Below are 21244 nucleotides of genomic sequence, written 5' to 3'. Positions count from 1 at the left end.
CGGCCGGTTTCGGACGGGCCCTCTCACCAGTGACGAGGAGACCGGAGCACCAAGACGTGATGTTCTGGACAGGTTCTCGTGAGCCGTCGGACACCGGTAGTTGACCGAACGTAGGTCGGGGGTACACCTTGGCTGCGTACTGTCATCACAGTCCGGTCCGGGGCCGAGGTGCGACGAGTGACGTGTGACGCGGCCCCAGTCGACCGCTCCCCACACAAGAATGTGCCCGCGCCCTTCCTTGGGCCACCCCTGAAAACGAAAGACCGAACCGCGTGTCCATCTTCGAGGCGGTCGTTCTCGGCCTCATCCAAGGACTCACCGAGTTCCTACCCATCTCCTCCAGCGCCCACCTGCGTGTCTTCGCGGCGTTCTTCAACTGGCCCGACCCGGGCGCGGCGTTCACCGCCGTGAGCCAGATCGGTACCGAGCTCGCGGTGATCCTCTACTTCCGCAAGCGCATCTGGGCGATCATCTCCGTCTGGTGCCGGTCTCTGTTCGACCGGGAACTGCGCGGCGACATCAACGCCCGCATGGGCTGGTACATCATCATCGGCACCATCCCGATCGGTGTGCTGGGCCTGCTCCTGGAGGACCAGATCGAGGGGGTCTTCCGCGACCTGCGCCTGATCGCCCTCAACCTCATCATCTTCGGCATCCTCCTCGGCGTCATCGACCACCTCGCGCGCCGTCAGAACGAGATCGAGGACCTGACCCTCAAGCGTGGTCTGACCTTCGGTCTGTTCCAGACGCTTGCGCTCATCCCGGGCGTCTCCCGCTCGGGCGCCACCATCACCGGTGGTCGACTGCTGGGCTTCAGCCGGCCGGCCGCCGCCGAGTTCGCGTTCCTGCTCGCCCTGCCCGCCGTGTTCGCCTCCGGTCTGTACAAGATGCTCGACATCGGCGGCGACGAGTACGCGGGGTGGGGCGCCACCATCGTCGGCACCATCGTGGCGTTCGTGATCGGCTACATCGTCATCGCCTGGTTGATGAAGTTCATCAGCACGCACAGCTTCATGCCGTTCGTGTACTACCGCATCGCCCTGGGCGTGCTCATCCTGGTCCTGGTCTTCTTCAACGTGCTCGCCCCGGAGGGCGGAGCCGGGATCGGCTGAGGAACGCCGGGACCGGCCACCGTGTGCGGCCGGTCCCGGCGGCGGAACATAGTCTGTGGTCATGGCGACATCGGCGCAGACCAAGGACACCCCGCCCGCCCCCGAGGCGGTCACCCTCCTACTCGTACGGCACGGGATGACCGACGCCACCGGCCCGCGGCTGGCCGGCCGGGCTCCGGGGCTGCACCTCAACGAAACCGGCCGGGACCAGGCCGCCCGCCTCGCGGAGCGCCTGGAGGGGCTCACCCCCTCGGCCCTGGTCTCCAGCCCCCTCGAACGCTGCGAGGAGACCGCGCGGGCCCTGGCCCGGCGGCTCGGTGTTCCCCTCACCCTGGACGAACGCTTCCTGGAGTGCGACTACGGAAGCTGGACCGGGCGCTCCCTCACCGACCTCGCCACCGAACCCCTGTGGCGGGTCGTGCAGGACCATCCCAGCGCCGCGCGCTTCCCCGGCGGGGAGTCCCTCGCCGCGGCCTCCGCCCGCGCGGTGGAGGCCGTACGGGACTGGAACGCCCGGCTCACCCGGGAAGCGACCCAGGACCCGCCCGTGTACGTCGTGTGCAGCCATGGCGACGTCATCAAGGCGATCGTCGCGGACGCACTCGGCATCCACCTGGACCTGTTCCAGCGGGTGCGGGTGGACCCCTGTTCGGTCACCTCCATCACCTACACGCGCACCCGCCCCTTCCTCAACGGCCTCAACGACACCGGACGTCCCCTGGCCGGAGTGCTGCCCACCGCCGCCGAGGCCAAGGGGGACGCCCCCGTGGGGGGCGGATCCGGGGCGCCCGTCACCGAGTGAGCCCCGGACTCCCCGCGTGTGTCCAGGAGACCGTTCGTTCCACATGGATCCTGCGCGGTCCGACCCCTGACTTTGTCCGTTGCGATTTCGATGGATAAGTCAGTGAGAAAGCAATAGTGCTTTTCTGTGCTTTGTCGTATTTATTCATGAATTTTATTCATGGTTTTTTCAACTGGGTCTCGGTTTCATTGTGGCCGCAATTGGTCACCGCGTTGTCCTGGGAAAAGTCGATTCTTACAGTGGGAAGTGCGTTCGACGCCGCCCACCGGTAAGGCGCCTAGAGGTGGTGTGAGTCCGCGAATCCGCCCTTCTGAGTGAAAGGACGAACTATGCCCACTCTGCAGACGAAGCTGGCCGACCTCGAAAAGGAGTTCGACGCCAACTTCTCCGGCGAGGCCTGGAGCGAGCAGGCCGTCATCGACGAGTCGATCCGTGAGATCGGCGGTGCGGACGTCCACGAGATCAACATGGACCTCGGCACCCTCGGCGGCAGCCGCCCCCGCGCCAACTAGTTCCGAGCCTCCCCGAGTCCCTGGGAACCTCGTCCGTCGGGCCGGTGCCACCGGCCCGACGGGTCCTCTCCGGTGAAGGATCGTCGATGCCACCAGCCCCCCTGTTCACCCCACCGAGCGAACGCCTCTTCGCGCTCGCCGCCGATCTCGACACCCCCGCGCTGATCTACGACGTGCCCGGAATCCGTGCGGGCGTGGCGGCGATGCGCCACGACGTCTCCCAGGTCCCCGACGCGAAACTCAACCTGGCCCTCAAGGCCTGCCATACCCCCGCCGTGCTCGGGGAGATGGCCGCGCTCGGGCTCGGCTGTGACGTCGCCTCCCCCGGAGAACTCGACCTGGCCATGAACGCCGGATTCGCCGAGATCTCCGCCACGGGTCCCGTCTTCGCCGGAGCCGACTTCGACACCCTGGCCGAGCACGGGATCACCCTGGACTGTGATTCCCTCGACCAACTCGACTCCTATGGACGGCACCGCCCCGGGAGCGAGGTGGGGATACGCGTGCGCGTGGACCTTCCCCGAACCCTGGAGGGCACGGCGACCTTCGCCGGAGACAGCCGTTTCGGCGTCCGCCCCGCCGACCCCGACCTCACGCGGGTGCTGGGGCGACATCGACTGCGGGTCACCCGGTTGCACGTCCACACCGGCCAGATGACCCCCGATTCCCTGCGTTACAAGACCCGATACCTCCTCACCGTGGCCGAACACCTGCCCGAGGTGCACACCATCGACCTCGGAGGCGGTTTCTTCCATCTCTACCGGGACCGGGCGAGGGCCATCGCCGCGTTCGCCGACGTCGCCTCGCTCGTCACCGGGTGGCGCGAACGTACCGGTCGCCCGATCTCCCTGCGCTTCGAACCCGGCGGCGCGCTGCTCACCCCCTACGGCTACCTCCTCACCCGGGTGCGGTCGGTGGAGGAACACCACCCGGTCCTGGACACCCGCGTCGTGACCCTGGACGCCTCCGCCTGGAACCTCGCCCCTTGGCACAACCGTCCCCAGGTCCTGTCCCTTGACGGGCATGGGTCCGGCGGGCCCGCCCTCGTGGCGGGCTGCACCCTCTACGAGAACGACTTCTTCGGCGCCACCCCCACCGCGGCCCGCACCACCCTGGAGGTTCCCCACTGTCGTGCGGGCGACCGCCTGGTCATCACCGCCACCGGCGCCTACACCATCACCAACGCCCGGTGGTTCAACCGCGTCCCCCCGCCGCGCGAACACCTCTTCGACGGCGAGCACATGATCGAGGCCGAAGCCGCGCTCACCACCGCGGGGGCCACCGCGTGAACGACTCCGGACCCGGGGCGACGGGAACCCCTCCGATCACCGACGACACCCTCCTGGCCACCGAACCCCTGCTGGCCCTGCGAGGCTCCGAGGACGGCCGCACCACCGTGTGGCACACCGGTGAGGGATGGGAGCTGGAGGTCGGTCCGGTCACCGCCGACCTCCTCGCCGCCTTCGCGGTCCCCCGCACCCTGGCCACCCTCGCCAAAGGCGACGCGACCGACCGGTCGCACCTGCGCACCTTGGTCACGGCTCTGGGCGAACGCGGCCTCATCCGCCGACACGACCCGGACGGAGTCCCCACCCCCGCCGGCCGTGGCGGCATGTTCGGCGCCCCGGTCCTCACCCTGGCCCAGGCACTGCGCGGCGATTCCTGTGACGTCGTCTTCCTCGGGATGCCCTACGACCTGGGCGCTTCTCACCGGCCCGGCAGCAGGTTCGGCCCCGCCCAGCTACGACGTACCGGAGGCGCCCTGTTCCGCTACCGGGACACCGCCGACGGCCCACCCGGTGCCGTGGACCCGGTGACCGGGAACCGCGTGCTGGCCGGGGTACGTCTGGCGGACATCGGTGACGTGACCGCCAACGTGCATCGTTCCGCCGGGCCCACCTGGTCGGTTCTGGAGAACGTGGTCGGCCGACTCAGCGGTCACGGCCGGCTACCGGTGACCCTGGGCGGCGACCACTCCGTCACGTTGCCCATCGTCCGCGGTCTGGCGGAGGTCCACGGCGCACTGGGCGTCCTGCACATCGACGCCCACGGCGACTACGCCCGTCCCCGCCGCGACGACGCCGAACTCCACTGCCATCACGGAAACGTCATGGACTGGGTGGTGGGCGATCCTCGGGTGGTCCGACTCGCCCAGTTCGGCCTGCGCCAACTGGAGGACCCTCCCGCACGAGAGGACGACACCCTCCGCCGCTGGCCCGGGACCTCGGCGCTGAGCACCCCGCTCGGTGAGATCCTCGCCGAACTTCCCGAGTCCCTGCCCTACCACCTGACCATCGACGTCGACGCGCTGGACCCCTCGGTGCTCTCCGCCACCGGCACGCCCCTGCCCGGAGGTTTCACCCACGCGGAACTGGTCGGGTTGCTGACCGACCTGTGCTCGGCCCGGCGCATCGTCGGGATCGACGTGGTGGAGTTCCTGCCTCATGAGGGGGAGACGGACGGACTGATCATCGCCGACCTGCTGTTGCGAGCCCTGGACGCCGCCATCGGCCACCAGGAGGGGAGCACGTGACGATGGGCTCCTCCGCACCCGGCGAGGCGATCCTGCGGGCCGCTCGGACCGTCGCCACCCCCGCGCTCCTGTACGACCTGGACGCGGTCACGGCCACGGTCCGGGAACTACGAGAGGACACCGCCCCGATTCCGGAGAGCGTCCTGCTGTTCGCCCTCAAGGCGAACCGCTTCCCTCCGTTGCTGCGCCACCTGGCCGACCTCGGGGTGGGCGCGGACGTCGCCTCACCCGCCGAGTACCGCGCGGCCCGAGACGCCGGCATGGACCCGATCAGCGTCACCGGGCCGGGTCTGACCGGCGACCTGCTCGCCGGCATGGCCGAGCAGGAGGCCTTGGTCGACGTCGACGGGGTCGACCAGCTGCGCTCACTCCTTCGGGCCCGGCCCGCGCCAGGGGAGATCGGGCTGCGTCTGCGCGTGCCCATGGCCGAACAGGACCGGGTCTCCGCACGCCGTGCGAGCAGGTTCGGTGTCGATCCCGCCGACCCCGAACTCCACCGGCTCCTGGACGGGGCCGACACACACGTCGTACGACTGCATGTGCACAGCGGCGAGATCGGGACGCCCGACCGGGCCGACCTGCTGACATCGGCCCTGCTCACCTGCATGCGCGCCTTCCCACGAGTACGCGAACTCAACCTGGGCGGTGGCCTCACCACCTTGTACACGGACCGACAGCAGGCCCGACAGGCCTGGAAACGCGTCGCCGAACGCCTCGACGGCGTTCCCGTGCGCGTGTTCTTGGAACCGGGCATGTCGACGACCGCGCTGGCCGGCTACCTCGTGGTCTCCCTGCGCTCCGTCGATCGGTTCCCCGACGGCCGTGGATACGCCGTGGCCGACGCCTCCGGATGGAACCTGTTCACCTGGGGGAGCCCACGGGTGGTGGCGCGTCTGCCCGAACGGGACGGGCCGGGGCGCCCCCATCTGATCGGTGGCGTGACCTGCTACGAGAACGACGTGTTGACCGAGGAGGTCTCTTTGACCGACCCCGGCCCCGGAGACCGCCTGGTGTTCAACGCGTCCGGGGCCTACACCGCGAGCATGATGCGCGACCTGCACGGATGGGGTCCACCACATCAGGAGGCCGTGTACACCGAGGGAGGGCGGAACACATGACCGGAACCATGGACACGGCCGAGGGGCGCACGGGTACGGCCCCGGTGACCGCGCACGACGATGTCACCGCCCTGCTCGGACTGGCCGACACACTCTTTCCCCCGGGCGAGGACGGGGGGCCGACCGAGTCGATCCGGGAGTGGCGGGAGCGGGTCGCCTCCCTGGTCGGGCGGCAGGGGTCCGAAGTCGAGGCGGAGATGGACCGGGCGGAGGCGGACCTGCGCGTGATGTGGCTTCGCCACGCTCACGGCTTCACCGACCGGTCCTACAAGTCACCGCCCCTGGGAACCCCGATGGCGCTGCCCTTCGGGCGTCCCTCCACGCACAGCTACGAACGCAACATCGAATGTCACTCACTGGAGGAACGGCTCGCGGCCCAGGACCCCGAGCTCGATCACCACGAGGTGGCACACGTCGTTCATTCGAGCGGTATGGCTTCCATCGCCGGGGTCCTCCAGTGCTATCGGAGTCTGATCCGGCGGACCGCCGACCGCCCTTTGAACCTTCTGATGTGGGGCGCCTACTACGAGACCGGAGTCCTGTTCGACCTGGTCGCCGACGACGGCCTGCGCTGTCGACGCGCCCGGACCCAAGAGGAACTGAGGTCCTGCCTCCTCTCCGGGGAGGTGGACGTGCTGTTCATCGAACCCGTGCGCTACGAGTGGGAATTGGACACCCTCGACCTACCGGCACTTCTGAGCGCCTGGCGGGGGCGGCGGGGAAGCCGTCCCGGCCTGGTCGTGGTGGACTCCACCCTCGTCTCACCGGTGTGGCCGCGGGAACGGTTCGTGGCGGCCGTCGGAGACCCCGGCGTCCTGGTCGTCGAGGTGCGCTCCGGACTCAAACTCGACCAGCGAGGGCTCGAACTCGGCAACCTGGGCGTGGCCTCCCTGTACGCACGTCGATCCGATCCGGTACTTCCACCCGCCGCCGACCTGGCCACGTACCTGCGCAAGATGCGCACCGTCGTGGGATCGGGTCTGTCCCTGGAAGCCCTCTCGGTGCTCAGCGCACCGTTCGTCCTGGATCGCGCGGCGGCCCGCGACCACGCGGTCTCGGTCCTGCGCAACAACGCGCTGACCGCACGACTGCTCGCCGACTCCGCGGGACCGGGACGACTCTTCACCCGCGTCGCCCACCCCTCACTGGCCCAGGGGGACGCCTCCCCCTGGGCGCAGGCTCCGTTCATCGTGTGCCACCTGCGCGAGGACACGCTGGAGAACCACGGGCTGTTGCTCGGCGTGCTGCGTTCCCAGGCGCGTCGCCGGGGACTGCCCTTCTCGCACGGGTCGAGCTTCGGTTTCCGTGCCCACCGCTTCGAATGCATAGTCCCCTCCCTCAAGGAGGGGCGAGGCCTGTTCAAGGTGGCGATGGGTGCGCGGGCCGGATGGGGGCGGGCGGCGGTGGTGGAACTGCTGATGGAGGTGGCGGCCCACCCCGACATGGATTCCCTGCGCCGATCCGACCCCGACGCCGTCCCCGTGGATCTGACCGATCTGGAGTGAAGGAGAACCCGATGATCCTCACCGAAGGGCCGATGGAGGTACCCGTCGCCCACACTCTGCGACAGGAGGTGAGAGCGGTGCTGGAGGGTCTACCGGCCACGACGTCGGAAGACCTCACCGGGGCCCGGTCCCGGTACACCGACCTGGCCGTCGACGACCCCGGACTGCGGGATCGCCTCGTCGCCGTCGCGGCCCCGCTGTCCGGCGCACCCGACCCGGCGACGGTTCGGGTGCGCCGCCACGACGTCGGCGACTTCACGCTGCCCCATCGGGTGGGCGACGTCGTGGCCGGTCACTGGTCGCTGACCTTCCCCTTGGACGACTCCGAGGTCGATGGGGTCACCGCCTGGGTCGATGAGCGTTTCGAACGTGTCCTGGACCGGGCGGGCACGGGTCTGCTCCTGGCGCCGGGGTCGTGGGCGTGGGTGAGCCCCGTGCGCGGGGCACCCAGGTACAGCGTCGTGATGGGAGTGCGATGAGGCCGTTGACCGTGGTTCCGGACGTGGTGGCCGACTGTGCGGGGATCGTCTCCCTCGCGCGCCGCTACCGACACCTGTTCGCCGATCACCCCGACCCCGCGGCTCCGCCGCGACCGGTCGGAACCGACCCCTTCGACCCCTACCGGGACTCCGAGTACGAGGACGACGATCGTTATCACGTCCTGCAGTCCGCCTGGATGCCCGATGACCTCAGGGCGGCGATCTTCGCCGCCATCACCCCCGAGGGGACACCGAAGACGGACTACTACGTTCAGGTCAACAGGTACGACCGGGGAGACTACGTCCTGCCGCACCGGGACTCACTGCGCCAGGGCCTGTACATGCTCACCACTTCGGGGACCGATGGGCTCAACGCCCAGCACGACCCCGAAACCATGGTGTTCGTCCCCGACCGTGCCGGCACCTTCGTCGAGCACGACCCCCAGGCCTGGCACTGGGTCGACCCCGTGGCCTGCGAGGAGCGCTACACCCTCGTGACGATCCCGCCGCTGCCGCACCGTGGCGACGAACTCTCCGGCGAGGCGGTCTAGGGCGGTATGCGACGTTTCTCTCTGGTGTGGTCGACCCAACTCATGTCGGCGATCGGATCGGGTACGGCCTGGTTCGCCATCACCCTGTGGGTGTGGGCGGAGTCCGGTTCGGCGACCCTGTTCGCGATGCTCACCCTGCTCTCCCTGGCACCCGGCCTGGCCATGGCGCCGATCGCCGGCGCACTCGTGGACCGCATCGGGCCACGGGTGGCCGTCCTGGTGGGTGACGGCGCCCTCGCCATCACCACGTCCACCGTTCTGACGCTCTATCTCACGGGGAACCTGGAGATCTGGCACCTGTACGTCATCGCCGTGTTCGAAGGGGTGATGGAGTCCCTGCACCTGGTGGCCTACATGGCGTTGGTCCCACTGCTGGTGGTGGAGGAACGGCTGGTTCGCGCCAACGGGATGATCAGCCTGGCCTCGCCCGGCGCGGAGATCCTCGCCCCGGCCCTGGGGGGCGTCCTGCTGGCGCTGACCGACCTGTCGGTGGTCCTGTTACTGGACCTGGTGACCTTCGTCTTCGCCGCGCTGGTCCTGTTGGTGGTCCGCACCCCTCGACCGGCCGTGGCCGAGGGGGAGCGGCGGCGTTCGTGGGCGGTGTTCCGCGCGGACCTGCTGTTCGGGTTCGCCTACATCTTCCGCAGCCGGCCCCTGGTGCTCCTTCTCCTGCTGTTCTTCGTGCTCAACTTCTCCGGGGCGATCTCCTACGCCCTGACCACCCCGTTGATCATGATGCGCAGCGGGGACGACCAGGCTCTCCTGGGAGTGGTCCTGGCTGCCGGAGGCGCGGGCGGTGTGCTGGGGGCCCTGGTCGTCAGCGCGGTGGGCGACCGGTTCCGACGGATGACCCTCGTGCTGGGCGGCATGGCGGTCGGTTCGGTCGCCGGGCCCCTGCTGCTGGGACTGTCGTGGACCCCGTGGCTGTGGATCGCCTCCTCCCTGGTCGCCGGCGCGGTGCTTCCCGCGGTCAACTCCGCCTACCAGGCCATCTGGCAGTCCCACGTGCCGGAGCGGCAACAGGGCCGCGTCTTCGGGGCCCGTCGTCTCCTCGCCCAATCGTCCCTGCCCTTGGGCCTGCTCATCGTCGGCCCGGTCGTGGACTACGTACTGACACCGCTGTTCACCGACACCGGCCCGGGCATCGGGGTGACGCTCTTGGGCGGTGACAAGACCGGTGCCACCGCGCTCTTCCTGGTCTTCGCGGGCCTGCTGGGGCTGGTCGCGGTGCTATTGGCCATGACCTCGGCGAGGTTGCGCGAATTCGGTGAACCCGTCGCGACGGGAGCCGTGAAGGCCTCCGAACCACCTGAACCGACCGATCACGAAGGAATGAGCACACCGCGATGATCAACCCGATCGACACCACGGACGAGTCCGCCCTGCGCGCCTGGCACACCGCCCTGGTCGAGGGGGCGACGGCCGGCCGCGTGGAGGCCGCGGTCATGGGTCTCTCCGACCTCAAGGGGATGGTCGCCCCGCGCGAGGACCGTCACCACCGGCTCTACGCCGCCGTTGAGGACGACCGCGCCGTGGGCACCCTGCTCATCGACCTCCCGGACCTGGAGAACCGACACCTGGCGGAGGTGGACGTCTCGGTGGTCCCGGAATACCGGGGCAGGGGCCTGGGCGGGCGACTGCTCGAACTGGCCACGAAGGTCATGGAGGAGGAGGGGCGCGGCACCGCGACCGGTGAGGTCTACGTCCCCGGCGGGTACGCCCCGGACGCTTGGCCGGGCGCCGCTTTCGCCCGCTCCCATGGCTTCGACGTCGTGCACGAGGAGGACTACCAGGTGCTGGACCTTCCGGTCCCGGAGCGACGGCTGGCGGCCCTGCCCGAGATGACCGGTGAGCACCGAACGCTCACCTGGACGGGCCCGTGCCCGGAGGAACTGTTGGCCGACTACGCGCGGATGCGCACCGCGATGGAGCGTGAGGTGCCCACGGGCGGGCTCGACACCGAACCGCAGGTGTGGGACGCCGACCGGATCCGGAAGGAGGACCTGCGCCGCGTCGACCAGGGGTACACCACCATCGTCTCCGTCGCGCGGACCGGTTCGGGGGAGTGGTCCGGGTACAGCCTGATGATGGTCCCGGCGGAAGGCGAGGGCGAGGTCTACCAGGACGACACGTTGGTGATGCGAGCCCACCGGGGGAACAGGTTGGGGGTGGCGCTCAAACGGCGCAACCTCGAAGCGCTGTCCAGGGACGTTCCCGAGGCGAAGTGGGTCCGCACCTGGGTGGATCCCGACAACACCCCGATGCTCGCGGTCAACGACCTCTTCGGGTTCCGCACGGTGGAACGGATGTTGGAGGTCCAGCGGGTCTTGACTTCCTCCCCACGCCTAAAGGCGGGGGATTCCCACCAGCGATAACGCCGGTCGGTGCGCCTGCCCTCGCGAGGGCGCTGGTTCCTGCTTCACAGACCGGGTAACCCCGAAATCTCCCGCCCCTACTGCGCAGGCTTCGCCATGATCGCGCAGCGGGGGCCCGACTGACACCGCATGCCCTGCGGCGTAAAGGATGTTCTTGGCCGCGTTCACATCGGCGTGATCGGTGTGTGCGCAGGAGATGCACGCGAACTCGGCTTGGCTCTTGCGCGAGTGGGCGTCCACCACCTTGCACCGATGACACGTCTGCGATGTGTAAGCGGGGTCGACCAGCACGACCCTCGTGCCGGTCTTGCGGGCGGCGTTGCGCAGCGCGAGTTCGAGCCGGTGCCACCCCTTGTCCAGGATGGCCCGGTTCAGTCCGGACTTTTGACGCACCTTTTTTCCAGGCGCTTCCAGCGTTCCTTTGGCGGAGGCGGTCATGTCGGTGGTGCGCAACCCCTCCAACACCACCACGTTGTGCCGGATCGTCAGTGTGCGGGTGAGCCGGCCGCAGAAGTCGGTGCGCCGGTCCACCGCACGGGTGGTGATGCGCCCCATGGCCTTCACCATCTTGGCCCGGTTGGCCGACCCCTTCTTCTGTCGGGCGAGTTTGCGCTGAAGGCGCAGGTACCGGGACTTCTCGCCGGGGGTGGCGAAGGGGCGGTCATGGAACGCGCCGGTGGACAACGTGGCCGCCACAGCCAGACCCCGGTCCACCCCCACCGGGGTGCCCGGATGGTGCTCGGGGGTGAACAGCCCGTCTTCGACGAGGAACGATATGAACCAGTGCCCGCCCTTGCGAGATACGGTCGCCGAGCGGATCGTGCCGCCGAGGGGGCGGGAGGAGCGCAGCCGCACCCAGCCCAGTTTGGGCAACTTGGCCCGCGACCACTTGCGGTTCAGCTTCTCCACCACGATGAGGTTCCCGGCGGGGAAGCGGAACGAAGGCCGCCACCGGTACTTGGCCCGCCACCGCACGTTGAAGGTGCCCTTCTGGTGGCATGCCCGGTCCAGGTCCTGCAACGTCTGCTGGAGCACATGCGAGGGGGCGGCCTTGAGCCAGGTCTCTTCGGCCTTGGCCTCGGCCAACTGGGCGGCCTGAAGGTGGTACCCACAGAACGGCCCTTGTCGGCCCCGGGTGTAGCGGTCGACGTACTGGCGGCGCTGGTCCAGGGCGGTGTTCCACACCGCCCGGCAGATGTCACCGAACTCGGTGCACATCGCCTCCTGCGCATCGGTCAGAGCAAGCCGGTAACGACGCCCCGACAACATCGTGGAACACCCCCTCCCTCTCAGCGGCTCTTCTGGTTGTGCACGTACTGCTTGATCGCTTCCAGCGGGGCGCCTTCGATGGTGGCCACGAAGTAGCGGTTCGTGCACAGCATCGGCAGGCGGGACTTGCAGGTGCCCGAAATTCCTCGCGCACGATCTTCCTCAGCCGTTCCTCGATTCAGCCCTCAGGACGCGGTATCGGTGCGTGGGGTGCCAGAGCACGTGGAGGGCTCGTTGGAAGGTGATGCCGCAGATCGAGCGCGGAGTGACGGGCGCGTAACTCATCGTATGGAAAAGGGCTGTTCAATGTTCCCGTTCGCGGAAGAGCGGCTATCCCCAGGGCTGAAGCCCGGGGTCTGCGCCGCCCGGAAAACTCAGATCACCTGATCGGGGTCGGGCGAATCGTCCCGTGTCACCGATATCCCGTAAGGTTGTCACCATGCCCGTCTTTCAGTTCAACCCACCGGAACGGTTCATCGCGGGGACCGTGGGACAGCCTGGGGAGCGCACCTTCTTCCTCCAAGCGGTGGGTGAGGGTCGTATAACCAGCGTCGTGTTGGAGAAGGCTCAGGTGGAGGCCCTGGCGGCCCGCATCGAGGAACTGTTGGAGGAGGTGCACCGCCGTTTCGGTGCCCCGCCCGGTGACGAGACCGCCCCCGAGGACGAAGGCCCCCTGGAACAGCCCATCGAACAGGACTTCCGCGTCGGCACCCTGGCCCTGGCCTGGGACGCCGAGGCGGCCCGCGTGATCATCGAGGCCCAGGAGCTCGACGAGTCCGGACCCGAGGAACTGGTCGAGGACGATGACGATGAGGAGGAGCTGGAGGTCTTCGCCGAGGAGGCCCCGGCCCACCGTGACGTCCTGCGCGTCTACCTCACCCCCGGTGAGGCGCGCTCGTTCGCGGGCCGCGCCCTGAAGGTGGTCTCCGCCGGGCGCCCCGACTGCCCCCTGTGCGGTCGTCCGTTGGACCCGGCCGGTCACATCTGCGCTCGCCAGAACGGCTATCGCCCGGACCGGCTCGTCTGAGCCGTGCACGCCGACGACACCACCGAGGGCGGACCCTCGCCCGCCGACTTCGACGGGATCGACCCCGCCGAAGGCGTCGACCTCCTCCGTAAGGGCGACCTGACCGTGCGGGGCCGCCTGACCACGGCCTCCAACGCCACCCTGTACTGCACGATCTCCGACGGTGACCGCTCGGCGGCCTGCGTGTACAAGCCGGTGGCGGGGGAGCGGCCCCTGTGGGACTTCCCCGACGGCACCCTGGCCGGTCGAGAGGTGTCCGCCTACGCGGTCTCCGAGGCGCTGGGCTGGTCCGTGGTGCCGCCGACCGTGCACCGCGACGGCCCCTACGGTGAGGGCATGGTCCAGTTGTGGGTGCACGGTGACACCACCGTCGACCTGGTCGAACTGTCCAGACGCACCGAACATCGGGGCCTGCGCCGGATGGCCGTGCTGGACACGGTGATCAACAACTCCGACCGCAAGATCGGCCACCTGCTGCCCGGTCCGGGCGGACACCTGTACGGCTGCGACCACGGGGTGTCCTTCGCCGAGGACTACAAACTGCGCACCGTCCTGTGGCAGTGGCAGGGACAGCCCCTCACCGAGGAGGCCCTGGGGGCCCTGACCCGGCTGAGTACCCGGTTGCGCGACGCCGAGGACCCGCTCTCGAAGGAACTGGACCGACACCTGACCGGCCCGGAGGTCTACGCGGTCCGCGCCCGGGTGGATCTGCTCGTCCACCACCGCATCCACCCCTACCCCGCTCCCGACTGGCCTTCCGTCCCCTGGCCACCCGTGTGAGCAGCATCAAGTCGTTCAAAGCTCGTTACCGGGGAGTAGGAATGGTGTTCCACCGACGGACACCGGCACAATGGTGCCTGTGAGCAACGAGTGGAACTACCTTTTCGACATGGACGGCGTGCTGGTACGCGAGGAGCACCTGATCCCCGGGGCCGACACGCTCATAGCCGAGCTGCGGGAGCAGGGGACCCCGTTCATGGTGTTGACGAACAACTCCATCTACACCCCGCGCGACCTGCGGGCCCGACTGCTCAACTCGGGGCTGGACATCCCGGAGGAGTCGATCTGGACCTCGGCGCTCGCCACCGCCCAGTTCCTGCAGACGCAGCGGCCCGGTGGTTCGGCCTACGTCGTGGGTGAGTCCGGTCTGACCACCGCGCTGCACAACGTCGGCTACGTGATGACCGAACGCGACCCCGACTACGTGGTGCTGGGGGAGACCCGCACCTACAGCTTCGAGGCCATCACACGGGCGATCCGTCTGGTGCGCAACGGCGCCCGGTTCATCGCCACCAACCCCGACGAGACCGGACCCAGCGCCGAGGGACCGCTGCCCGCCACCGGCGCGGTCGCGGCGCTCATCGAGAAGGCCACCGGACGCCGGCCCTACTTCGTGGGCAAGCCCAACCCGCTGATGATGCGTTCGGCGTTGCGTCGGATCGGTGCGCACTCGGAGAACACCCTCATGGTCGGGGACCGCATGGACACCGACGTGCTCAGTGGTCTCGAAGCCGGTTTGCAGACGGTGCTGGTGCTGTCGGGCATCTCCGGTCGGGACACCGCCGACGAGTTCCCGTACCGGCCCACCCGGGTGATCGGGTCGGTCAAGGACCTGGTGGGCAGGACCGGCGACCCCTTCGGTGACCAGGGATAGACGAGCAGTAGACGAGCAGGGGTGGAGACGAACACGACGGGGGCGGTGGACCATCGGTCCACCGCCCCCGTGGCGTCGTGTCAGGCGCTCTGTCGCTGCTTGGCGATCTCCTCCACCTTGGCCGCTTCTTCGCGGCGGCGGGCGCGGAGCAGTTCCAGGCGTTCGGCGAGAACCTCTTCGAGGTCCTCCATGCTGCGGCGTTCGAGCAGCATGTCCCAGTGCGTACGCACCGGCTTGGTGTTCTTGGGCTCCTCGCCATTGCCGTCTCGGCGTAGGGCGCGGTCGCCGCAGAAGCGGCATTCCCATTCGCCGGGGATCTCCGCCTCGGTCGCGAAGGTGACCGAGAAGCGGTGGCCCCGGGTGCAGTCGTAGGTGACTTCCTGCCGGGGAGCCAGGTCGGTGTTGCGGTCGTTCTCGTAGCTCGTCGCCCCGAGCCGGGTGCCGCGAAGTGCTCGCTCGGCCATCGTGTGGGTGCCTCCAGGCGCTCGTGCGGTCTCGCGGGGTGTAACGCGTTGGTCCACGTCAAGATTCCCCGACTGTCACGGGTCGAACCTCTTCGGTGGGTGCGGGAAGCCCGCGTGTGCCGGGGGGCCGGCTTGGCCGACCCTCCCGCTGGTTGTGATCTGCACCACTCTAGGGGTGATTGTCGGCGGCTCCGCGCAGCGACGCGGGTGCCGGGCCCCGCCCGAAGTCGGATCATCCGCGCGTTCGTTATCGACGAACGGCACTTTCGGCGAGGAGGCGCAGTTCAAGTCGGGTGTGAGCGGGTTTCGCACAATGGTCGTGGTGCGCCCGCCCCGGGCATTGGCGGGGCCGGTGTTGCGCAGGCTTCCTCTGTGGTCAAGAGGGTCGCGGATCCGGTTTTGGGTAATTCATTGTGCATTCCCGTGGCATAGGCGTCGGTCCGGCTGAGTGGTAGGTTTGCTCGCTGTGTGTCTGAAAGGCCGGATTGCTGTTGTTTCTCCGGCCTTTTTCGCGCATCTTCGCACGTGGATCGCGGGCTACTTCGGACGTGTCCCGCGACATGCACAAAGAGTGACGACGGAGCCGTATGACCGCTGATATCCCCCACGACGGCGTATCAACGTCGCGTTCCACCGCACCGCGGTGGCTCCTGCTCCTGGCCCCCTCGCTTCCGGTATGGGGTTGGGCCCTGTGGGCCGCCCACCCCGAGGCCCGGACGTCCGTCCTCACCGCCGGCGCGCTCACCCTCGTGCTCGGGGTCGCCCTCGCGCTGCTCCTGGCCGCACGGGACCGCCGCGTCGAGACACTGCGCGCCGAGGTGGAACGGGTACGGGCCGAGACCGCCGCACTCGGCTCGCGGACCCTGCCGCGCGTGGTCGAACACCTACGCCAGGGCGACTCCGCCGAGACCGCCCTGCACCGCGTCACCCTCCCGGAGGACCCGGGCACCTCCGAGGCGCTGCGACTGGCCGCCACCGAGATCTCCGCCGCCGAACGCCGCCGCTCCGCCGCGATGGCCGCCTGCGCCACGGCGGCCGGCCGGGTCCAGGCGCTGACCACCACCATGCTCGCCGACCTGCGCGCGATGCAGGAACGGCACGGTGACGTCGGAGGCGGGGACCAGATCCTCGGTGACCTCATGCACCTGGACCACACCACCGCGCAGGCCGGTCGCATGGCCGACGGCATCGCCGTCCTGACCGGCGCCCGTTCCGGCCGCCGCTGGAGCCGCTCCATCCCGATGGAGAGCATCCTGCGCGGCGCCATGGGTCGCATCGGCGCCTACCGACGGGTGCGCACCCACAGCGTCTCCAGACTGGCCGTGGCCGGGTTCGCCGCCGAAGGGGTCATCCACGCCCTGGCCGAACTGCTCGACAACGCCGCCAAGTTCTCCCCGCCCACCGCCGAGGTCCACGTCCACGTGGAGGAGGTCCAGGCGGGGGTGGCCATCATGGTCGAGGACGGTGGTCTGGTCATGGGCGACGAGGCCCTGCGCCGTGCCCGGCGGATGGTCGAGAGCGCCTCGGACATCACCACGATCTCCGGAACCCGCCTGGGGTTGGCGGTCGTCGGCAGGATCGCCCAACGCTATGGGTTGTCGGTCGCCTACCGTTCCTCCTCCCGCGGCGGCACCGGGGTGGTCCTGCTGTTGCCGCAGCGCCTCATCAAACCGCTGCCGGCGACGACGGACCCGGCGCCGAACACCCGGGTCCGGGTGACCACCGAAACGCCCCCGTCCGACGTGCCCGCCACATCGACGGGTTCCGACGAACCGACCCCCACCGACGAGCCCGAGCCCCGGCTCTCGAACGGATTGCCCCAGCGTCGACGCGGCCGGACCCTCGCCGCCGTCGAACGCACCCGGACCGCCGCCCCCGCCGACAGCGACACCCCCGCGGACACCGGCCCCTCCACCTCGCCGAAGGGGTTCGGCGCGTTCCGCTCCGCCGTACGCGGCCCGGCCGACTCATCCAAGGACACCTGATGGATCTCGACAAGCTCACCTGGCTGCTCGAAGGCCTCCTCGAACGCACCCCCGGCACCCGCCACTCCCTCGTGCTCTCGCGCGACGGACTCAAGCTGTGCCACAGCTCCGGTCTGAGCACGGACAGCGCCGACCACCTCGCCGCGATCGCCGCCGGGCTCCAGAGCCTCGCCCACGGCGCCTCCAAGGAGTTCGGCAACGGTGGGGGCGGAGTGCGCCAGGCCATGGCCGAGTTCTACGGCGGTCTGCTGTTCATCGTTGAGGCGGGACAGGGCGCCCACCTGGCCGTCATCACCTCGGAGGAGGCCGACCCCGGGCTGGTCGGCCACAACATGAGCGAATTGGTCGAGCAGTTGGGCGAATACCTGTCCAGCCCCGCCCGGGCCGGGACCGCGTGAGCCCCTCGCCGCGTCAGGAAGGCCCGGACCGGCTCTACGTCATCACCTCCGGGCGCAGCGGCGGCGTCGACGACACCTTGGACGCGGTGACCCTCATCGTGGCCGAGAGCGAACCCGCCCCCGGGATGCAGTCCGAGCACGCACACATCCTGCGCCTGTGCACGAGCCCCCTGTCGGTGGTCGAGGTCGCCGCGTACCTGGGTCTGCCCCTGACGGTCGTGCGCATCCTGCTCACCGACCTCATCGACACCGGTCGGGTGACCGCGCGCCATCCGACCCCCGCGCCCTCACCGGCGCACCCGCTCACCTCCCCGGACGTGTTGGAGAAGGTGCTCGTTGCACTCCACGACCTCTGAACCCGCACCCGCCGACGGAACCCTCGGCGTCCCGGGCACCCGACTTCCCGCCGGTGCCGCCCAGGCCCTGAAACTCGCCGTGGTCGGCGGCTTCGGGGTCGGCAAGACCACCATGGTGCGTTCGGTCAGCGAGATCAGGCCCCTGACCACCGAAGAGACCATGACCAGCGCGGGCGCCTCGGTGGACGACCTCAACGGGGTCGAGGCCAAGGGCACCACCACGGTCGCCTTCGACTTCGGGCGCATCACCATGGACGCCACCTCGGTCCTGTACCTGTTCGGCGCCCCCGGCCAGCAACGATTCTGGTTCCTGTGGGACCGCCTGTTCTCCGGGGCCCTGGGCGCGGTGGTCCTGGTGGACACACGCCGCCTGGAGGACTGCTTCTACGCCATCGACCGTCTGGAGGCCCAGGGCACCCCGTTCGTGGTGGCGCACAACGACTTCGGCGAGGCCGACCACCCCCTGGAGGACGTGCGCGCCGCCCTGGACCTGGACCCGGCCGTGCCCCTGCTGCGCTGCGACGCCCGCGATCGCGACTCGGCCAAGCGGGTCCTCATCGCCCTGGTCGAACACGTCCGCACCCTGGTGAAGGAGGGCCGACGATGAGCGGCTGCCCGATCGTCGAAGGCCGTGTCCCCTTGCACGGCCCCGAGTTCGAGACCGACCCGGCAGGCCTGTACCGGGCCATGCGCGCCGAATACGGCCCGGTGGTCCCGGTGACCATGGAGGGCGACGTCCCCGCGTGGCTGGTCGTGGGCTACCGGGAACTCCACCAGGTCCTCACCGAGACCGACGTGTTCCAACGCAGTTCCGAACGGTGGAACTCCTGGGACCTGATCCCGCCCGACTGGCCGCTGAACCCCCTGGTCATGCGCAGCCCCACCATCCTGTACGCCGAGGGCGCCGAACACAGGCGTCGGTCAGAGGCGGTCAACGACGCCCTGGCGGCGGTGGACGCGCACGAGTTGCGCACCAACGTCACCCGCATGGCCGACCGGCTCATCGACGGATTCTGCGCCTCCGACGGCGTGGACCTGCGCACCGCCTACACGGCCCGGCTGCCCGCCCAGGCCCTGGGGTGGATCTACGGTCTCGACGACGCCGGTGGCGACCACCTCGCCGAGATCATGACCACGATGATCGACGGCGGTCCGGACACGATGAAGGCACGAGAGTCCCTGATCGGTCTCATGGCCGACATCGTGACCCGGCGACGCGCCGAGCCCGGGCCCGACCTGGTCTCCCGGATGCTCGCCCACCCCGCCGCGTACACGGTCGAGGAGATCATCCTCGACCTCATCGTCGTCCTGGGCGGCGGCAACCAGCCCACCACCGAGTGGTTGGGCAACGCCCTGCGCCTGATGCTCACCGACGACCGGTTCGCGGCCTCGATCGTCGGGGCGCGCAGCAGCGCCCGCGAAGCCCTCAACGAGGTCCTGTGGGAGGACACCCCCACGCAGATCTACGCCGCCCGCTACGCAGTACACGACGTGCAACTCGGTGGAACGTCGATCCGCGGCGGCGACATGCTCCTCCTGGGACTGGCCGCGGCCAACCACGACCCCGACGTGCGCTCGGCGCCCACCGCGGCCGGCGATCGCGGCAACCACGCCCACCTGTCGTTCTCACACGGCGCGCACCGCTGCCCCTATCCCGCCCAGGAGATCGCCGAGGTCATCGCGATCACCGGCATCGAGGTCCTCATGGACCGACTCCCCGACCTGGAACTCGCCGTCCCCGCTCAAGAGCTCCGGTGGCGCCCGTCCCCTTGGGTACGCGGCGTCTTGTCCCTTCCGGTCACCTTCACCCCCGCGCCCCCACGAGGAGCACTCTGATGTCCTGCCCCGTACAGCATGGATCCTCTGGAACAGTCACCCTCGACCCCTACGTCAAGAACCTGCGCGCCGAACGCGAGGCCCTGTACGCCGCGGGTCCCATCACCCGTGTGGACCTGCCCGGCGGCGTGTCCGCCTGGGCCGTGACCCACCACGAGGCCGGTCGCGCCGCCCTCAACGACTCGCGCCTGGTCAAGGACATCGCGCACTGGGAGGACTTCCAGCAGGGCCGCATCCCCGAGGCCTGGCCGCTGCTCAGCACCATCCCGCCCGCGCCCACCAACCTCCTCGGCACCGACGGCGCCGAGCACAAGCGGCTGCGTCTGCTCACCGCCAAGGCGTTCTCCGCGCGCAGCATCGAGCGTCTGCGCCCGCGCGTGGAGGAGATCACCACCGAGCTACTGGACGCCATGGAGGCCAAGGCCGACGGAGGACGCCTGGACCTCAAGGGCGAGTTCGCCTTCAAGCTGCCGATGAACGTGATCGGTGAGCTCTACGGCGTGGACGCCGCCGAGCACGACTGGCTCCGCGACATGTACGTGCAGTTCTTCAGCGCGGTCACCACGCCGGAGGAGTTCATGCACACGTACAAGACCCTGGAGCGCTACTACGACGACATGATCGCCCACAAGCGCGCCAACCCGGCGGAGGACCTCACCACCGAGCTGCTCAACGCGGGCGAGAACGGCGACTCCCTCACCGACCTGGAGGTGCGCGGCACCCTGCAGGTCGTGGTCGCCGCCGGTCACGAGACCACCGTCAACCTGCTGTGCAACGCCGTCCGCGCCCTGCTGGCCCACCCCGAGCAGTTCGACCTGGTCAAGAAGGGCCAGGTCGGCTGGGACGCGGTGGTGGAGGAGACCCTGCGCTTCGACCCGCCCACCTCCAACTTCGTCTTTCGCTTCGCCACCGAGGACATCGAGATCGGCGGGACCACCATCAAGAAGGGCGAGGCGCTGATGACCTCCTACGGGGCCATCAGCCGCGACCGCGCCGAGCACGGCGAGGAGCCGCACCCCGACACCTTCGACCTGACCCGGAACAAGGGCCGTCACATCTCCTTCGGCTACGGCCCGCACGTGTGCCCGGGATCGCACCTGGCGCGAATGGAGGGCCAGATCGCCCTCCCGCTGCTGTTCGAGCGCTTCCCGGACCTGAAGCTCGCCGTCGACGACTCCGAGCTGGAGAACCACCCCTCCATTCTGGTGAACAGCCTCAAGGAACTTCCCGTCCTGCTGCGTCCCTGAGCGATCGAAAGGGCGTGGATC

22 protein-coding genes and 1 pseudogene are annotated in these 21244 nt (G+C 69.3%); 20 read left to right on the top strand and 3 right to left on the bottom strand.

Annotated elements, in window-relative coordinates:
* Positions 1–272: 272 nt before the first annotated feature.
* The 11 genes from ACWGSK_RS14170 (at position 273) to ACWGSK_RS14120 (ending at position 10987) form a co-directional block, all read left to right on the top strand.
* On the top strand, positions 273–1112 hold the full coding sequence (locus ACWGSK_RS14170) for an undecaprenyl-diphosphate phosphatase (protein ID WP_358513045.1): 840 nt from the start codon (positions 273–275) through the stop codon (positions 1110–1112).
* A gap of 61 nt (positions 1113–1173) precedes the next feature.
* Positions 1174–1914 (top strand): MSMEG_4193 family putative phosphomutase, encoded by a 741-nt coding sequence (locus ACWGSK_RS14165; RefSeq protein WP_358513047.1) that lies wholly within the window; start codon positions 1174–1176, stop codon positions 1912–1914.
* A 329-nt stretch (positions 1915–2243) separates the two neighbouring features.
* A complete protein-coding gene (locus tag ACWGSK_RS14160; protein WP_358513049.1) occupies positions 2244–2426 on the top strand; it encodes a hypothetical protein in 183 nt (60 codons plus the stop codon).
* Positions 2427–2512: 86 nt separating this feature from the next.
* Positions 2513–3715 carry a diaminopimelate decarboxylase family protein gene (locus tag ACWGSK_RS14155; RefSeq protein ID WP_358513051.1) on the top strand — a complete coding sequence of 401 codons (1203 nt, stop codon included), beginning with the start codon at positions 2513–2515 and terminating at the stop codon, positions 3713–3715.
* On the top strand, positions 3712–4959 hold the full coding sequence (locus tag ACWGSK_RS14150) for an arginase family protein (RefSeq protein WP_358513052.1): 1248 nt from the start codon (positions 3712–3714) through the stop codon (positions 4957–4959). The genes ACWGSK_RS14155 and ACWGSK_RS14150 overlap by 4 nt, the downstream gene beginning before the upstream one ends.
* Positions 4960–4961: 2 nt before the next feature.
* On the top strand, positions 4962–6077 hold the full coding sequence (locus tag ACWGSK_RS14145) for a diaminopimelate decarboxylase family protein (RefSeq protein ID WP_358513115.1): 1116 nt from the start codon (positions 4962–4964) through the stop codon (positions 6075–6077).
* Complete coding sequence (locus tag ACWGSK_RS14140) at positions 6074–7582, top strand: hypothetical protein (RefSeq protein WP_358513053.1); 1509 nt, start codon at positions 6074–6076, stop codon at positions 7580–7582. The genes ACWGSK_RS14145 and ACWGSK_RS14140 overlap by 4 nt, the downstream gene beginning before the upstream one ends.
* Before the next feature lie 11 nt (positions 7583–7593).
* Positions 7594–8061 (top strand): hypothetical protein, encoded by a 468-nt coding sequence (locus ACWGSK_RS14135; protein ID WP_358513054.1) that lies wholly within the window; start codon positions 7594–7596, stop codon positions 8059–8061.
* On the top strand, positions 8058–8612 hold the full coding sequence (locus ACWGSK_RS14130; protein ID WP_452455982.1) for a hypothetical protein: 555 nt from the start codon (positions 8058–8060) through the stop codon (positions 8610–8612). The genes ACWGSK_RS14135 and ACWGSK_RS14130 overlap by 4 nt, the downstream gene beginning before the upstream one ends.
* 6 nt (positions 8613–8618) lie before the next feature.
* A complete protein-coding gene (locus ACWGSK_RS14125) occupies positions 8619–9962 on the top strand; it encodes an MFS transporter (RefSeq protein ID WP_452455981.1) in 1344 nt (447 codons plus the stop codon).
* Positions 9959–10987 carry a GNAT family N-acetyltransferase gene (locus tag ACWGSK_RS14120; protein WP_358513059.1) on the top strand — a complete coding sequence of 343 codons (1029 nt, stop codon included), beginning with the start codon at positions 9959–9961 and terminating at the stop codon, positions 10985–10987. The genes ACWGSK_RS14125 and ACWGSK_RS14120 overlap by 4 nt, the downstream gene beginning before the upstream one ends.
* On the opposite strand, the gene ACWGSK_RS14115 is transcribed toward ACWGSK_RS14120, so the two are convergent.
* Together ACWGSK_RS14115 and ACWGSK_RS14110 are read right to left on the bottom strand one after the other, a co-directional pair.
* Positions 10958–12256 (bottom strand): RNA-guided endonuclease InsQ/TnpB family protein, encoded by a 1299-nt coding sequence (locus ACWGSK_RS14115; RefSeq protein WP_452455980.1) that lies wholly within the window; start codon positions 12254–12256, stop codon positions 10958–10960. The genes ACWGSK_RS14120 and ACWGSK_RS14115 overlap by 30 nt on opposite strands.
* A 20-nt stretch (positions 12257–12276) precedes the next feature.
* Positions 12277–12384, bottom strand: a pseudogene (locus ACWGSK_RS14110) (IS200/IS605 family transposase); the annotation flags it as partial.
* A gap of 311 nt (positions 12385–12695) precedes the next feature.
* On the opposite strand from ACWGSK_RS14110, the gene ACWGSK_RS14105 reads away from it, so the two are divergent.
* The 3 genes from ACWGSK_RS14105 (at position 12696) to ACWGSK_RS14095 (ending at position 14937) form a co-directional block, all read left to right on the top strand.
* Entirely contained in the window at positions 12696–13283 is a 588-nt protein-coding gene (locus ACWGSK_RS14105; protein ID WP_358513063.1) for a DUF3090 domain-containing protein, read from the top strand.
* Positions 13284–13286: 3 nt separating this feature from the next.
* On the top strand, positions 13287–14063 hold the full coding sequence (locus tag ACWGSK_RS14100) for an SCO1664 family protein (RefSeq protein ID WP_358513065.1): 777 nt from the start codon (positions 13287–13289) through the stop codon (positions 14061–14063).
* Between the two features lie 70 nt (positions 14064–14133).
* Positions 14134–14937, top strand: coding sequence for an HAD-IIA family hydrolase (locus ACWGSK_RS14095; RefSeq protein WP_358513067.1), 804 nt, complete (start codon positions 14134–14136; stop codon positions 14935–14937).
* An 80-nt stretch (positions 14938–15017) separates the two neighbouring features.
* Here the strand turns inward: ACWGSK_RS14095 and ACWGSK_RS14090 are convergent, their stop codons facing one another.
* On the bottom strand, positions 15018–15401 hold the full coding sequence (locus tag ACWGSK_RS14090; protein ID WP_304075711.1) for an RNA polymerase-binding protein RbpA: 384 nt from the start codon (positions 15399–15401) through the stop codon (positions 15018–15020).
* Between the two features lie 587 nt (positions 15402–15988).
* Here ACWGSK_RS14090 and ACWGSK_RS14085 point away from each other — a divergent pair.
* From ACWGSK_RS14085 to ACWGSK_RS14060, 6 genes are read left to right on the top strand one after another with little or no spacing between them, the layout of a single operon-like run.
* Positions 15989–17386, top strand: a complete 1398-nt coding sequence (locus ACWGSK_RS14085) for an ATP-binding protein (protein ID WP_452455979.1) — start codon at positions 15989–15991, stop codon at positions 17384–17386.
* Positions 17386–17784, top strand: coding sequence for a roadblock/LC7 domain-containing protein (locus ACWGSK_RS14080; protein WP_358513071.1), 399 nt, complete (start codon positions 17386–17388; stop codon positions 17782–17784). The genes ACWGSK_RS14085 and ACWGSK_RS14080 overlap by 1 nt, the downstream gene beginning before the upstream one ends.
* The gene (locus ACWGSK_RS14075; RefSeq protein ID WP_358513073.1) at positions 17781–18140 is read left to right on the top strand and encodes a DUF742 domain-containing protein; all 360 of its coding nucleotides are present in this window, start codon (positions 17781–17783) and stop codon (positions 18138–18140) included. The genes ACWGSK_RS14080 and ACWGSK_RS14075 overlap by 4 nt, the downstream gene beginning before the upstream one ends.
* Complete coding sequence (locus tag ACWGSK_RS14070) at positions 18121–18747, top strand: GTP-binding protein (RefSeq protein ID WP_358513075.1); 627 nt, start codon at positions 18121–18123, stop codon at positions 18745–18747. The genes ACWGSK_RS14075 and ACWGSK_RS14070 overlap by 20 nt, the downstream gene beginning before the upstream one ends.
* Positions 18744–19976, top strand: a complete 1233-nt coding sequence (locus ACWGSK_RS14065; protein ID WP_358513077.1) for a cytochrome P450 — start codon at positions 18744–18746, stop codon at positions 19974–19976. Before ACWGSK_RS14070 ends, ACWGSK_RS14065 begins: the two co-directional genes overlap by 4 nt.
* Positions 19976–21223: a cytochrome P450 family protein gene (locus ACWGSK_RS14060; protein ID WP_358513079.1), complete on the top strand. Its 1248-nt coding sequence runs from the start codon at positions 19976–19978 to the stop codon at positions 21221–21223. The genes ACWGSK_RS14065 and ACWGSK_RS14060 overlap by 1 nt, the downstream gene beginning before the upstream one ends.
* The last annotated feature ends 21 nt before the right edge of the window (positions 21224–21244 follow it).

This window comes from Nocardiopsis sp. NPDC055551 (genome assembly GCF_053619415.1).
Note: the sequence above shows the minus strand (reverse complement) of the source record. Positions and strands in the feature narration are given on the sequence as shown.

What these genes read in the sequence shown, in the direction of transcription:
- ACWGSK_RS14115 (WP_452455980.1), bottom strand. Translation starts at nt 12,256, where the DNA reads ATGTTGTCGGGGCGTCGTTACCGGCTTGCTCTGACCGATGCGCAGGAG.
- ACWGSK_RS14140 (WP_358513053.1), top strand. Translation starts at nt 6,074, where the DNA reads ATGACCGGAACCATGGACACGGCCGAGGGGCGCACGGGTACGGCCCCG.
- ACWGSK_RS14160 (WP_358513049.1), top strand. Translation starts at nt 2,244, where the DNA reads ATGCCCACTCTGCAGACGAAGCTGGCCGACCTCGAAAAGGAGTTCGAC.
- ACWGSK_RS14145 (WP_358513115.1), top strand. Translation starts at nt 4,962, where the DNA reads ATGGGCTCCTCCGCACCCGGCGAGGCGATCCTGCGGGCCGCTCGGACC.
- ACWGSK_RS14125 (WP_452455981.1), top strand. Translation starts at nt 8,619, where the DNA reads ATGCGACGTTTCTCTCTGGTGTGGTCGACCCAACTCATGTCGGCGATC.
- ACWGSK_RS14165 (WP_358513047.1), top strand. Translation starts at nt 1,174, where the DNA reads ATGGCGACATCGGCGCAGACCAAGGACACCCCGCCCGCCCCCGAGGCG.
- ACWGSK_RS14135 (WP_358513054.1), top strand. Translation starts at nt 7,594, where the DNA reads ATGATCCTCACCGAAGGGCCGATGGAGGTACCCGTCGCCCACACTCTG.
- ACWGSK_RS14085 (WP_452455979.1), top strand. Translation starts at nt 15,989, where the DNA reads ATGACCGCTGATATCCCCCACGACGGCGTATCAACGTCGCGTTCCACC.
- ACWGSK_RS14065 (WP_358513077.1), top strand. Translation starts at nt 18,744, where the DNA reads ATGAGCGGCTGCCCGATCGTCGAAGGCCGTGTCCCCTTGCACGGCCCC.
- ACWGSK_RS14080 (WP_358513071.1), top strand. Translation starts at nt 17,386, where the DNA reads ATGGATCTCGACAAGCTCACCTGGCTGCTCGAAGGCCTCCTCGAACGC.
- ACWGSK_RS14120 (WP_358513059.1), top strand. Translation starts at nt 9,959, where the DNA reads ATGATCAACCCGATCGACACCACGGACGAGTCCGCCCTGCGCGCCTGG.
- ACWGSK_RS14090 (WP_304075711.1), bottom strand. Translation starts at nt 15,401, where the DNA reads ATGGCCGAGCGAGCACTTCGCGGCACCCGGCTCGGGGCGACGAGCTAC.
- ACWGSK_RS14060 (WP_358513079.1), top strand. Translation starts at nt 19,976, where the DNA reads ATGTCCTGCCCCGTACAGCATGGATCCTCTGGAACAGTCACCCTCGAC.
- ACWGSK_RS14095 (WP_358513067.1), top strand. Translation starts at nt 14,134, where the DNA reads ATGGTGCCTGTGAGCAACGAGTGGAACTACCTTTTCGACATGGACGGC.
- ACWGSK_RS14130 (WP_452455982.1), top strand. Translation starts at nt 8,058, where the DNA reads ATGAGGCCGTTGACCGTGGTTCCGGACGTGGTGGCCGACTGTGCGGGG.
- ACWGSK_RS14155 (WP_358513051.1), top strand. Translation starts at nt 2,513, where the DNA reads ATGCCACCAGCCCCCCTGTTCACCCCACCGAGCGAACGCCTCTTCGCG.
- ACWGSK_RS14105 (WP_358513063.1), top strand. Translation starts at nt 12,696, where the DNA reads ATGCCCGTCTTTCAGTTCAACCCACCGGAACGGTTCATCGCGGGGACC.